Source organism: Streptococcus sp. A23, from assembly GCF_043674155.1.
GTDB classification, from domain to species: Bacteria; Bacillota; Bacilli; order Lactobacillales; family Streptococcaceae; genus Streptococcus; species Streptococcus suis_V.
In genome coordinates, this window is sequence record NZ_JBIMJP010000003.1 from 34508 (window position 1) to 49033 (window position 14526).

A 14526-nucleotide genomic window follows, 5' to 3' on the forward strand; every position below is an offset into this window, starting at 1 on the left:
AAGGAAATCACATAGGATTTCCTTGGGAGATGTTAATACGTCAACACAGAATATTTTTTCTTCCCGCGGCGGATAACGGTCAACTCGCCGTCAATTTTATCGCTGTCAGAAAGGCTATACTCCAAGTTCTGCACACGCTCGCCGTTGACATAAATGGCACCATTTTGCACATCCTCACGAGCTTGGCGTTTTGAATTGACAATACCAGAGGTAACTAGAAGTTCAACGATGTTAAGGTTGTCTTCAGCCTGTACAGCGTAGTTTGGAACGTTGCTGAGGCCCTGCTTGAGTTCTTTTGCGGATAGGTTTTTGATATTGCCAGCGAATAATTGTTCAGTAATGTTAAGGGCTTGGTTATAAGCCTCTTCACCGTGTACCAATGTCACGACTTCCTTAGCCAAAATTTTCTGAGCCAGACGTTCATGACGGGCAGCGTCAAATTGTTTCTCGATTTCAGCAATCTCATCCAATGACAAGAAAGTAAAGATTTTCAAGAAACGGACAGCATCGTCGTCCATGACATTGAGCCAGAATTGGTACATTTCATACGGAGAAGTCTTGTCGGCATCCAACCAAACAGCGTTGCCTTCAGACTTACCAAATTTCTTACCTGTTGAGTCGGTGATAAGTGGTACAGTCATAACATGACCAGACTTGTCGGCCTTGCGGCGAAGCAACTCGGTACCTGCAGTCATGTTACCCCACTGGTCAGAACCACCGATTTGTAGGGTCACATTGTGCTTGTCATTGAGCTCGTAGAAGTCATAGCCCTGCATGATTTGGTAGGCAAACTCGGTGTAGGAAATCCCTGTTTCAATCCGTTTTTTCACAGAGTCCTTGCTCATCATGTAGTTGACTGTGTAGTATTTACCGACATCACGAAGGAAGTCAATAAAGCTGATGTCTGAGAACCAGTCGTAGTTGTTGACCATTTCGGCCTTATTGTCACCATTTTCAAAATCCAAGAAGCGAGAGAGTTGACCTTGAATTTTTGTCACCCAACCGTCCACGGTGTCCTTGGTTTGCAAGCTGCGCTCCGCATCCTTGAAGGAAGGGTCGCCAATCAGACCAGTTGCACCGCCAACGAGGGCGTAAGGCTTGTGACCAGCTAACTGCAAACGACGGCTAGTTAAGATAGCAACCAAGTGCCCCAAGTGCAAACTGTCAGCTGTTGGGTCGTAGCCTGTGTAATAAGAAACCTGCCCTTCTGTTAAGGCTTTTACCAAGGCTTCTTCGTCTGTCGTTTGAAAGACCAAGCCACGCGCTTTTAGTTCTTCAAAAATGTTCATGCGTTTCTCCTTAAATGTCGATGCGAAATCACATCTAACCAATAAAAATTATTCCCTATTATACCATGAAATTGTAGAAAGTGGGCAAAGTTTGGTATAATAAAAGGAATAAGGAGTTACTATGACGACGAAACATTCTAAATTCAAAAGGATGCTGACTTCTTTTAGCCTGACCAATGGATTGGGTATCATGTTAAGAAGCATCAAATTATTGGTGGATTATTTGGCGGTCATTTTCCTAGTCTTGGGCAGTCTGGGTGCCGGGGTTGGAGTTGGCTATGTCTTTAGCCTATTTGACCAAGTAGAGGCACCTAGTAAGGAAGAGCTGCTGTCCAATATCGCCAATATCAGTAGAAATTCTCATATTGTCTTTTCGGATGGTTCTCCTGTAGCAGATATCAATTCAGACTTGTTGCGGAGCCCTATTGAAAATGCAGATATTTCTGACTATATCAAGCAGGCCGTGATTGCTACGGAGGATGTCACCTTTGAGAGCCACAATGGTGTTGTGCCTAAGGCGGTATTGCGTGCGGCTCTGGGCTCGGTTGGTTTTGGTTCTTCCAGCGGTGGTTCGACTATTACTCAGCAGTTGATTAAGCAGCAGATTGTTGGCGACGCTCCGACTTTTACACGTAAGGCCAATGAAATTATCACAGCCTTGGCTCTGGAGCGGGACATGTCCAAGGAAGATATTTTGACTACTTATCTTAATGTCTCGCCTTTTGGTCGAAATAATCAGGGCAAGAATATTGCCGGTGTAGAGGAAGCTGCGCGGGGAATTTTCGGAAAATCAACCAAGGAATTAACGGTTCCTCAGGCGGCCTTTATTGCTGGTTTGCCACAGAGTCCCATTGTCTACTCGCCCTATGCGGCAGACGGTAGTCTCAAGTCGGATGAGTATATGTCTTACGGCCTGGCTCGACACCAAGATGTACTCTATAATATGTACCGAGCAGAATTTCTGACCAAGGAAGAGTACGAGACCTATAAGGATTATGATATTCGCCAGGACTTCCTTCCTCCTAGTCCGGTAACAGAGGATACCAAGGATTTCCTATACTATGCTGTTCTGGATGAAGCCATTGACGTCATGTATGATTATCTGGTGGAGCGGGATAAGGTTTCAGATGCCAAGCTGAAAAATGATGAGACCGTTCAGGAATACAGAGAGCTTGCCGCCCAAGAAATTAGCCAAGGGGGCTATACCGTCACTTCTACGGTCAATCCTGCCATTCACAATGCCATGAATGCTGTAGCGCGTGACAATGGCTACTTGCTGGATGAAGGAAACGGAGTTGTAGAGACCGGTTCGGTCTTGCTAGATAACAAGACAGGTGCAGTGCTTGGCTTTGTTGGTGGCCGTGATTTTTCACAGAACAAGAACAATCATGCTTTCGATACTGTTCGTTCTCCTGCATCAACTATTAAGCCTATTTTGGCCTACGGTATTGCTATGGACCAGGGCCTAATCGGATCGGCTAGTATCTTCTCAGATTACCCAGCTCGTTTCTCCAGTGGCGAGCAAATCATGAACGTCAATAACCGAGGTTCAGGTATGATTGATTTGCAGACTGCTCTCAATCGCTCGGTCAATATACCTGTCTTTTGGACCTATAAGATGCTGCAACAGTCTGGTGTGGATGTCAAGTCCTATATGGAGAAGATGGACTACCACATTCCGATGTATGACATTGAAAGTCTGCCTCTCGGAGGAGGGATTGATGTTTCTGTAGCTACCAATACCAACGCCTATCAAACCTTGGCAAACGGCGGCGTCTACAACAAGCATTATCTGGTTGAGAATATCAAGAAGGCTGATGGGACAGTTGTTTACCAGCACCAGGCGGCACCTGTTCAGGTTTACTCTAAGGCAACTTCGAGTATCATGATGAACCTGCTCAAGGGGGTTATTTCCTCTGGCTTGACCACAACCTATGCAAACCGTATCAGGGCTATCAACCCTCAAGTATTGGCCAATACAGATATAGCTGGCAAGACTGGTACGAGTAATTACGCTGGAGATGCTTGGCTCATGCTTTCGACCCCTCAGGTTACCTTGGGCTCCTGGGCAGGCTATGATGATAATACAAGTTTGGATGTTTTTGCAAGCTATAATAGCAATTCTCACTATGTTGCTTATTTGTCCAATGCCATCTATCAAGTGGCACCGGAATTATTCTCTGGACGATTTACACTGGATGATAGTGTGATTGCATCTAATGTAGTCACCTCTACTGGGCAACGGCCAGGTAGTGTGCAGGTCAATGGCCGTACGATTAACGTATCAGGTGCTACTACGACTAGTTATTGGGCCAAAAATGGGGCGCCGGTGACCAACTATCGATTTATGTTAGGTGGAACAGAGGCTGATTATCAGACAGCTTGGAATAGTTTGTTTGGCAACCAGCAGCGTAGGACGACCTCCTCAAGCAGTAACAGCAGGACAGGTTCTTCTAGCAGTTCGAGCTCATCATCCTCAGCAAATAATAATGACGGAGATTCCGAACCAAGCTCGGACTCTGGTGAAGAAGATAACCCTTGATTTTTAAGCGGTCTTGTGTTATAATTTTATAAATAATTTGTCGTCTGTCTTGTTTGAAATCTTGTCCAAACAAGACTTGCAGCAGTTAAATCACACTTTTCAAAGGAAGATTTAGCTGCTCTTTTTGTGTCTATTTGATGGATTTTTAGGAATTGTAATGTATTCTTAAAGATTCTAAATATTCAGAAAAAGGACAAAAGCTAGCTCGCTAGGGCTGGCGATAGATAAAACTCGACCGGATAGCGAGTAGCTTGACGGTCTCGTATCTTATTACAAAGGAGAAAACTTTTGGCAGGACATGAAGTTCAGTACGGTAAGCACCGTACCCGTCGTAGTTTTTCAAGAATCAAGGAAGTTCTTGATTTACCAAATTTGATCGAAATCCAGACAGATTCTTTCAAAGATTTCTTGGATTCTGGTTTGAAGGAAGTCTTTGAAGATGTACTTCCAGTATCAAACTTCACAGATACCATGGAATTGGAATTTGTCGGCTACGAATTGAAGACTCCAAAATACACTTTGGAAGAGGCACGTTCGCACGATGCCAACTATTCTGCGCCTATCTATGTGACATTCCGCTTGGTCAACAAGGAAACGGGTGAAATCAAGACCCAGGAAGTTTTCTTTGGAGAATTCCCAATCATGACTGAAATGGGTACCTTCATCATCAACGGTGCAGAGCGGATTATCGTTTCTCAGTTGGTGCGTTCACCGGGTGTTTACTTTAATGACAAGGTAGATAAGAACGGTAAAGTAGGTTATGGTTCAACGGTTATCCCTAACCGTGGAGCTTGGTTAGAATTGGAAACTGATTCTAAGGATATTGCCTATACTCGTATCGACCGTACGCGTAAGATTCCGTTCACAACGCTTGTGCGTGCTCTTGGTTTCTCAGGTGATGATGAAATCTTCGATATTTTTGGTGATAGCGAATTGGTACGCAACACTATTGAGAAAGATATTCATAAAAATCCAGCGGATTCACGTACAGATGAAGCCCTCAAGGAAATCTATGAGCGTCTTCGTCCAGGAGAACCAAAGACAGCTGAAAGCTCTCGTAGCCTTTTGACAGCTCGTTTCTTTGACCCACGTCGTTACGACCTAGCACCTGTTGGTCGTTACAAGATTAATAAAAAACTCAACCTCCGTACTCGTTTGCTCAACCAAACACTTGCTGAGCATGTGATTAACGGTGAGACAGGCGAAATCGTCTTGGAAGCAGGTACAGTCTTGAGCCGTGATGTGCTTGAAAAAGTAGAAGCTCAATTCGACGAACTCAACCTTGTTGAATACATTCCAAATGACAACGCTGTTCTTCTTGAGCCAGTTCTTTTGCAGAAATTCAAGATTGTGGCACCAAAAGATCCAGATCGTGTAGTCACTGTGATTGGTAATGCTAATCCGGCGGAAAACGTACGTACAGTAACACCTGCGGATATCTTGGCAGAGATGAGCTACTTCCTCAACTTGGCTGAAGGTCTTGGTCGTGTAGATGATATTGACCACTTGGGTAACCGTCGTATTCGTGCCGTTGGTGAATTGCTTGCCAACCAAGTACGTATCGGTTTGACGCGTATGGAACGTAACTTGCGTGAGCGTATGTCTGTTCAAGACAATGAAGTATTGACGCCACAACAAATCATCAATATCCGCCCTGTTACAGCTGCAATCAAAGAATTCTTTGGTTCATCTCAGTTGTCACAGTTCATGGACCAACACAACCCACTTTCCGAGTTGTCTCACAAACGCCGTTTGTCAGCCTTGGGACCTGGTGGTTTGACCCGTGACCGCGCTGGTTATGAGGTTCGAGATGTTCACTACACTCACTATGGCCGTATGTGTCCGATTGAAACGCCTGAGGGACCAAACATCGGTTTGATCAACAACTTGTCTTCTTATGGTCACCTCAACAAGTATGGTTTCATCCAAACACCATACCGCAAGATCGACCGTGCAACTGGTACTGTTACCAACGAAATCGTTTGGTTGACAGCAGATGAAGAAGATGCCTACATCGTAGCCCAATCAACATCACCACTTGATGAAAACAACCGTTTCGTTGATAAAATCGTTATGGGACGTCACCAAGGTAATAACCAAGAGTTCCCAGCAGATTCAGCGGACTTCATGGACGTTTCACCGAAACAGGTAGTTGCTGTTGCGACAGCATGTATTCCTTTCTTGGAAAACGATGACTCCAACCGTGCCCTCATGGGTGCCAACATGCAACGTCAGGCTGTTCCATTGATTGATCCAAAAGCACCTTACGTTGGTACTGGTATGGAGTATCAGGCTGCTCATGACTCAGGTGCGGCAGTTATTGCTCAACATGATGGTAAGGTAACTTATGCAGATGCGGACAAGGTAGAAGTACGCCGTGAAGATGGTTCCTTGGATGTTTATAGCATTCAAAAATTCCGCCGTTCAAACTCTGGTACAGCTTATAACCAACGTACCCTTGTAAAAGTAGGCGATGTCGTTGAAAAAGGCGACTTTATCGCAGATGGTCCTTCTATGGAACGTGGGGAAATGGCCCTCGGTCAAAACCCAATCGTTGCCTACATGACGTGGGAAGGTTATAACTTCGAGGATGCGGTTATCATGTCTGAGCGTCTGGTGAAAGAAGATGTCTATACATCTGTTCACTTGGAAGAATACGAATCAGAAACCCGCGATACCAAGTTAGGCCCTGAAGAAATCACACGCGAAATTCCAAACGTTGGTGAGGATGCCCTTCGTCAGTTGGATGAAATGGGTATCATACGTATCGGTGCGGAAGTTAAAGAAGGCGATATTCTTGTTGGTAAGGTCACACCTAAGGGTGAAAAAGATCTTTCTGCTGAAGAGCGCCTCTTGCATGCAATCTTCGGTGACAAGTCACGTGAAGTGCGTGACACCTCTCTTCGTGTACCTCACGGTGCCGATGGTGTCGTTCGTGATGTGAAAATCTTTACCCGTGCCAACGGTGATGAATTGCAATCAGGTGTTAACATGTTGGTTCGTGTTTACATCGCTCAAAAACGTAAGATCAAGGTCGGAGATAAGATGGCCGGTCGTCACGGTAACAAGGGTGTCGTTTCACGTATTGTACCTGTTGAGGATATGCCATATCTTCCAGACGGAACGCCAGTTGACATCATGTTGAACCCACTTGGGGTGCCATCACGTATGAACATCGGTCAGGTTATGGAACTTCACTTGGGTATGGCGGCTCGCAACTTGGGTATCCATATTGCAACACCAGTTTTCGATGGTGCAAGTTCAGAAGACCTCTGGTCAACTGTTAAAGAAGCAGGTATGGATTCAGATGCCAAGACCATTCTTTACGATGGACGTACAGGTGAGCCATTTGATAACCGTGTGTCTGTCGGTGTCATGTACATGATCAAGCTTCACCACATGGTTGATGATAAGCTTCACGCCCGTTCAGTCGGACCATACTCACTCGTTACCCAACAGCCACTCGGAGGTAAGGCTCAGTTTGGTGGTCAGCGTTTCGGTGAGATGGAGGTTTGGGCCCTTGAAGCCTACGGTGCTTCAAACGTCCTTCAAGAAATCTTGACTTACAAGTCAGATGATGTGACAGGTCGTCTTAAAGCCTATGAAGCTATCACCAAAGGTAAACCAATTCCAAAACCAGGTGTTCCAGAATCATTCCGCGTTCTTGTCAAAGAATTGCAATCACTTGGTTTGGATATGCGTGTCCTTGATGAAGACAATAATGAAGTAGAATTGCGTGACCTTGATGAAGGTGAAGATGATGACATCATCCACGTAGATGATCTTGAAAAAGCACGTGCAAAAGCCGCAGCTGACGCAGCCGCAGCCTTTGCAGCAGAAGAAGCAGAAGGTAAAGAATAGTTCAATTGGATGGAAGAAGTTGGTCCTTGTTCTAGTGATAATGAGGACAAGGACTGGCTGACTTTATTCGTTTGATTTATGGAAGAGTAATGAAATGGTTATTCCTCCTACCTTATGTAGATAATTCAAGAATTTGAGGTGTGGAAAACCAACCTCTCACAAGAAAAGAAAGGGATTATTAGTGGTTGACGTAAATCGATTTAAAAGTATGCAAATCACGTTAGCTTCACCAAGTAAGGTTCGTTCATGGTCTTACGGTGAGGTTAAAAAACCTGAAACAATCAACTATCGTACACTCAAACCAGAACGTGATGGACTTTTTGACGAAGTCATCTTTGGTCCAACAAAAGACTGGGAGTGTTCATGTGGTAAATACAAGCGTATCCGTTATAAAGGGATCACTTGTGACCGCTGTGGTGTGGAAGTAACTCGTGCAAAAGTCCGTCGTGAACGTATGGGACACATTGAGTTGAAAGCACCCATTTCACACATTTGGTATTTCAAAGGCATTCCAAGTCGTATGGGCCTGACCTTGGATATGAGCCCACGTGCGCTTGAAGAAGTTATTTACTTCGCAGCTTATGTGGTCATCGATCCAAAAGATACACCGCTTGAGCACAAGTCTATCATGACAGAGCGTGAATATCGTGAGCGTTTGCGTGAATATGGCTATGGTTCATTCGTTGCCAAAATGGGTGCAGAAGCCATTCAAGACCTCTTGAAGCAAGTTGATCTTCCAAAAGAAATCGCAGCTTTGAAAGAAGAATTGAAAACAGCTTCTGGTCAAAAACGCATTAAAGCAGTTCGTCGCTTGGATGTATTGGATGCTTTCTATAAATCTGGTAACAAGCCTGAGTGGATGATTCTCAATATCCTTCCAGTTATTCCACCAGATTTGCGTCCGATGGTTCAGTTGGATGGTGGCCGTTTTGCGGCGTCTGACTTGAACGAACTCTACCGCCGTGTTATCAACCGTAACAACCGTTTGGCTCGTCTCTTGGAACTGAACGCTCCAGGTATCATTGTACAAAACGAAAAACGGATGCTTCAAGAAGCTGTGGATGCTTTGATTGACAACGGTCGCCGTGGTCGTCCAATTACAGGACCAGGTAGCCGTCCACTTAAATCACTCAGCCACATGCTTAAAGGTAAGCAAGGACGTTTCCGTCAAAACTTGCTTGGTAAGCGTGTTGACTTCTCAGGACGTTCCGTTATCGCCGTTGGTCCAACGCTGAAAATGTACCAATGTGGTGTGCCACGTGAAATGGCAATCGAGCTCTTCAAACCGTTTGTCATGCGCGAAATCGTTGCCCGTGATATTGCTGGTAACGTCAAAGCCGCGAAACGTTTGATTGAACGTGGTGATGATCGTATCTGGGATATCTTGGAAGAAGTGATCAAAGAACACCCAGTTCTTTTGAACCGCGCACCTACCCTTCACCGTTTGGGTATCCAGGCTTTTGAGCCAGTTCTAATTGACGGTAAAGCCCTTCGTTTGCACCCGCTTGTCTGTGAAGCCTACAACGCCGACTTTGACGGTGACCAGATGGCGATTCACGTTCCATTGTCAGAAGAAGCACAAGCAGAAGCACGTATCCTTATGCTTGCGGCAGAACACATCCTTAACCCTAAAGATGGTAAACCAGTCGTAACACCATCTCAGGATATGGTCTTGGGTAACTACTACTTGACCATGGAAGATGCTGGTCGTGAAGGTGAAGGTATGGTCTTCAAGGATGCGGATGAAGCTGTTATGGCTTACCGCAACGGCTATGTTCACTTGCATACCCGTGTTGGTATTGCAACAGATAGCCTTGATAAGCCTTGGAAAGACAACCAAAAACACAAGGTCATGATGACAACTGTCGGAAAAATCTTGTTCAACGCGATTATGCCAGAAGGTCTTCCTTACTTGCAAGAACCAAACAATGCTAACTTGACAGAAGGAACTCCTGATAAATACTTCTTGGAACCAGGATCAGATATCAAGGCTGCCATTGCAGAATTGCCAATCAACCCGCCATTCAAGAAGAAAAATCTCGGTAACATCATCGCTGAAATCTTCAAGCGTTTCCGTACAACTGAAACATCAGCCCTTCTTGACCGTTTGAAAGACTTGGGTTATTATCACTCAACACTTGCTGGTTTGACAGTGGGTATTGCCGATATCCCAGTTATCGACAACAAGGCTGAAATCATTGAAGAATCTCACGAACGTGTAGAACAAATCAAGAAACAATTCCGCCGTGGTATGATTACGGATGACGAGCGTTATGCAGCTGTTACAGATGAATGGCGTTCAGCTAAGGAAAAATTGGAAAAACGTCTGGTTGAAAAACAAGATCCGAAGAACCCAATCGTTATGATGATGGACTCTGGTGCCCGTGGTAACATTTCCAACTTCTCCCAGTTGGCCGGTATGCGTGGTCTGATGTCAGCTCCGAACGGACGTATCATGGAATTGCCTATCTTGTCTAACTTCCGTGAAGGTCTTTCTGTATTGGAAATGTTCTTCTCAACTCACGGTGCCCGTAAGGGTATGACGGATACGGCCTTGAAGACAGCCGAGTCAGGTTATCTGACTCGTCGTTTGGTTGACGTTGCCCAAGATGTCATCATCCGTGAAGACGACTGTGGAACAGACCGTGGTCTTGACATCCGTTCTATCACAGATGGCAAGGAAATGATCGAGCCACTTGAAGAGCGTTTGCAAGGTCGTTACACTAAGAAAACTGTTAAACATCCTGAAACGGGTGCCGTTATCATTGGTCCAAACAAATTGATTACGGAAGATATTGCCCGTGAAATTGTCAATGCAGGCGTTGAACAAGTAACCATCCGTAGCGTATTTACATGTAACACTCGTCACGGTGTCTGCCGTCATTGTTACGGTATCAACTTGGCAACAGGTGATGCGGTTGAAGTGGGTGAAGCAGTTGGTACGATTGCAGCTCAATCTATCGGTGAGCCTGGTACACAGCTTACAATGCGTACCTTCCACACGGGTGGTGTAGCCTCAAACAGCGATATCACGCAGGGTCTTCCTCGTGTTCAAGAGATCTTTGAAGCTCGCAATCCAAAAGGGGAAGCGGTTATCACTGAGGTCAAAGGGGAAGTTATCGCTATTGAAGAAGATGCTTCTACTCGTACCAAGAAAGTCTTTGTTAAAGGTGTAACTGGTGAAGGCGAATACGTGGTACCATTTACAGCCCGTATGAAGGTTGAAGTGGGTGACCAAGTTGCGCGTGGTGCAGCCCTTACCGAAGGTTCTATCCAACCAAAACGCTTGCTCGAAGTCCGTGATGTCTTGGCGGTTGAAACTTACCTTCTTTCTGAAGTTCAAAAAGTTTACCGTAGCCAGGGTGTAGAAATCGGCGACAAGCACATCGAGGTAATGGTTCGTCAAATGCTTCGTAAAGTTCGTGTCATGGATCCAGGTGACACAGATCTTCTCATGGGTACCCTCATGGATATCACAGACTTTACAGATGCCAATGCTGACGTGGTTATTGCAGGTGGTATTCCGGCAACAGCTCGTCCAGTTCCTATGGGTATCACAAAAGCGTCCCTTGAAACCAACTCATTCTTGTCTGCCGCATCCTTCCAGGAAACAACTCGCGTTCTTACAGATGCAGCTATTCGTGGTAAACGTGACAACCTTCTCGGTCTTAAAGAGAACGTTATCATCGGTAAGATTATCCCAGCAGGTACAGGTATGGCCCGCTACCGTAATCTTGAACCACAAGCCATTAATGAAGTTGAAATCATTGAAGACACAGTAGCTGAAGAACTTGCAGCAGAAGCAGAGCTTGAAGCTGTAACTGAATAATAATCTTTAAGGGAGGACCGTTTGGTCTTCTCTTTTTGTGTAGCCTGTTCAAAAAAAAAACAACCAGATGGTATCCACCTGATTGCTACTATGCTGTCTTTATTTTAAGCTTGGAAAGATGAGAAGGTTCTCCAATTGCTTGTGATAATAATCCTTGTACTTAGAATACACCAAGGTGTGGTTTAGTTGGTCTTGGGTCTTGCCAGGAAAGTCTGAAATGATGCCATCAACCGCTAAATCATCTGCCTGGGTCACGCCAGCTTCATCATTGACTGTCCAGACATAGAGAAATTTCTTGGAGGCTTTGATGTAATCATGTAATTCGGGAGACAGGTCGCTCAAAGGGACGCTGAATCCAGTCAGACCTGGAAATTGCTCCTCAAGGATGGAATTCATAATCAAGACTGTTTCAAATTTAGGTGAGTGGCTGAGGACTCTCTTCATAAATTCTTGGTCAGCTGTTTGTAGTTGATGCTGGCCTTGCTCTAACCGCTGTTGGTATTTTCCTAGAAAGTTTTCTACAATCTGTGGACTGTCTAGCTCAGAAGTTTTGAAATCAATCAGGAGCTTTTGACCAGACTTTTCGGCCTCTGTCAGAATCTGATCAAAGCTGGCGATATGGGCTGTGTGCCCCTCTTGATCGGTCAAGCTAATGTTGGTTAGAGTGCTTAAGGGCAGGTCGTGTGGCCGATAGTGGAGCCCTGTCCAGCCGGATAGATTAGGGTCGTGAAAGACCACATATTCCAAATCTGCTGTTTCCCAGATGTCAATTTCAATGTAGTCAAACTTGCTTTTGCTGGAAATTTGGAAGGCCTCGAGACTATTTTCAACTGCGCTAGGACCGTTGAGGGCCCGGTGGGAAATGACCTGTGGAGACTTTGGGATAATCTGTCTGGCCTCTTGTTTAACAAGGTAGAAGACTGGAAAGACGGGTAGCCAGACGACCAGTAAGGAAGCTGGTTTCCACCAGGTGAATTTTTCGTCAAAAATGACTTTCCACCAGAGCCAGAGCGAGAAAGACAGGACCAGAACAAGGCCACTATAGAGCAGGGCGAAGAGAATGAAGTAAATTTCTTGTACATGCTGGGGAAATCTTTCTGTCAGATGTGCTTGGAGATAGTAATTGGCCAGACTGACAGAGTACCAAAGTCCCAGGGCCAATAGGGGGACCAGGAGTCCAGTGGCTAATTTTTTCCATAGGGGTCTTTGTATTTTTCGTTTTCGGATGTTTGATTTGATAGATTGCTTCATGCTTGCGGAACTTTCTGATTTTACGTACTAGCTTATTATACTTTAAAACCGTCAAATAATCTACTATATTTTTGAGAAACCTAAGCGCAATTGGTGTGGGGAATCAGATGAAATTCTTCTCGGTCAACCAGGCGCGGATAACAGAGAGGGTTTTGTCTTGGAATTTGCCGGATTCGTACATGTGGTCGGCTCCTGTTAGGGACACGAGCACTGATTCGGCGTAGTTCTGAGCTGTTTTTCTGGCGATGGCGGATACGGTCATCTTGTCTTCGCTGCCCGTGATGACCAGGACTGGACCCGAAATCTTGCTGAAATCCACATAGCCTGCTCTGCTTTTGTCAAAGAAAGGAAAGGCCATCTGAGTGTAAACCTTGCCGGATTCAGGAACCAGGGTCTTGAAGATATCCTCCTTGAGACTAGGGTCCTGGATGTTGAGGCAATAGGTGAAAAACTCATCCTTGTATGGTGGCATGGGCTTTTTCCAGAAGCCCCAGCGCAGGAAGTGGCGGATGAAACAACGAATCATGGTTGGATAGAGGGCAAAGATGTCGGCAGTAGGGGCAGGCCCCATGAGAATCATGCCGGCGATTTCTGTGCGCTCGGCGACCATTTGTGCCAAGAGACAGCCCAGGGAATGCCCTAGTAGTAGAGGAGGCTCTTCCAGACTTTCGACCAGGGCAACCAAATCATCAGCGTAGTCGGTCAGGCTGACGGCACCAACCTTTTCCATCACTTGCTCATAGGGTAAGTCGTGGTAGCGCAGGCTAGGCGTGTGAACAATGATGCCCATTTTTTCTAATTTTGTGGCAAATTCTCCCCAGACAGCCCCATCGCACCAGGTTCCGTGAATCAAGATTATATGTTTCATAGACTTTCCTCCAATCATTTTTTCCATTATAACATGTTTGTCATCTGCTTGTGAGTCAGCTGTAACAGTTGTCATATTTATTTAAGTCTTCTTCAAGCTTTCTGCCTTAGGATAGATAGGGTAATATCTGAACCCACCTTTATAGCTCGGCATCTTTATTTTTTTATATAAATGTGCTTCGCTTGGGAATATAGGTTCTAGAAGAAAGGAAGTATTGAAATGAATACATTTTTTGCAAACAAGAAGTTGAAATTGGGAATCGCTGCAAGCTTAGTTGCAGGTATGGCCATGCTGGGACAATCCTTGGCAAGTGCAGATACCTCTGATTCCTATGGTCCGCGCTATCTGGGAGAACATCCAGCTCCAATCTACCAATCATTTGGAGTGGCTGATAGCAGTAGCGCTGTCATTTCGGAGACGGTCTCTACAGCCTCTACGACCTATAGTTCCGCTGTAACGACCAATTATACTGCCAACACCTATCCAGTCGGCCAATGTACCTGGGGTGTAAAGGAGCTAGCGCCATGGGTAGGTAACTATTGGGGCAATGGAGGTGATTGGGCAGCAAGTGCTGCGGCTCAGGGCTATACGGTTGGGACAACTCCTCAGGTAGGTGCCGTTATCGTATGGACAGATGGTGGCTATGGACATGTGGCTTATGTGACAGACGTAGCAGCAGACGGGACCATTCAGGTGATGGAATCGAATTTTAATGGTAATATGTCCATTGGAAACTACCGTGGATGGTTTAACCCGACGACTACCGGGGCAGGTACGGTTAGCTATATCTACCCACCAGCGGATGCTTAGGTAAGGGATAGGAAAGAGGTCTTGGCCTCTTTTTGCTTTCCTATCTACAGCAGCTGATTTTTGGAGCCAAGAATGA

Annotated in this window: 7 protein-coding genes; 4 read left to right on the forward strand and 3 right to left on the reverse strand. The window is 45.4% G+C overall.

Annotated elements, in window-relative coordinates; translation table 11 throughout:
* Nucleotides 1-32: 32 nt before the first annotated feature.
* Nucleotides 33-1289, reverse strand: coding sequence for a tyrosine--tRNA ligase (tyrS, locus tag ACHBIE_RS02520; protein WP_105123024.1), 1257 nt, complete (start codon nucleotides 1287-1289; stop codon nucleotides 33-35).
* Nucleotides 1290-1410: 121 nt separating this feature from the next.
* Here tyrS and pbp1b point away from each other — a divergent pair, with 121 nt between their 5' ends.
* The 3 genes from pbp1b (at nucleotide 1411) to rpoC (ending at nucleotide 11521) form a co-directional block, all read left to right on the forward strand.
* Entirely contained in the window at nucleotides 1411-3831 is a 2421-nt protein-coding gene (gene pbp1b, locus ACHBIE_RS02525) for a penicillin-binding protein PBP1B (protein WP_394732639.1), read from the forward strand.
* A gap of 288 nt (nucleotides 3832-4119) precedes the next feature.
* Nucleotides 4120-7692, forward strand: a complete 3573-nt coding sequence (rpoB, locus tag ACHBIE_RS02530; RefSeq protein ID WP_394732640.1) for a DNA-directed RNA polymerase subunit beta — start codon at nucleotides 4120-4122, stop codon at nucleotides 7690-7692.
* Between the two features lie 181 nt (nucleotides 7693-7873).
* The gene (gene rpoC, locus ACHBIE_RS02535) at nucleotides 7874-11521 is read left to right on the forward strand and encodes a DNA-directed RNA polymerase subunit beta' (protein WP_394732641.1); all 3648 of its coding nucleotides are present in this window, start codon (nucleotides 7874-7876) and stop codon (nucleotides 11519-11521) included.
* Nucleotides 11522-11620: 99 nt separating this feature from the next.
* Here rpoC and ACHBIE_RS02540 read toward each other — a convergent pair whose 3' ends face one another.
* Complete coding sequence (locus ACHBIE_RS02540) at nucleotides 11621-12772, reverse strand: glycerophosphodiester phosphodiesterase family protein (RefSeq protein ID WP_105123020.1); 1152 nt, start codon at nucleotides 12770-12772, stop codon at nucleotides 11621-11623.
* Between the two features lie 103 nt (nucleotides 12773-12875).
* Nucleotides 12876-13640, reverse strand: a complete 765-nt coding sequence (locus tag ACHBIE_RS02545) for an alpha/beta fold hydrolase (RefSeq protein ID WP_105123042.1) — start codon at nucleotides 13638-13640, stop codon at nucleotides 12876-12878.
* 219 nt (nucleotides 13641-13859) lie between these two features.
* On the opposite strand from ACHBIE_RS02545, the gene ACHBIE_RS02550 reads away from it, so the two are divergent.
* Nucleotides 13860-14450: a CHAP domain-containing protein gene (locus ACHBIE_RS02550; RefSeq protein WP_105123019.1), complete on the forward strand. Its 591-nt coding sequence runs from the start codon at nucleotides 13860-13862 to the stop codon at nucleotides 14448-14450.
* Nucleotides 14451-14526: the final 76 nt, after the last annotated feature.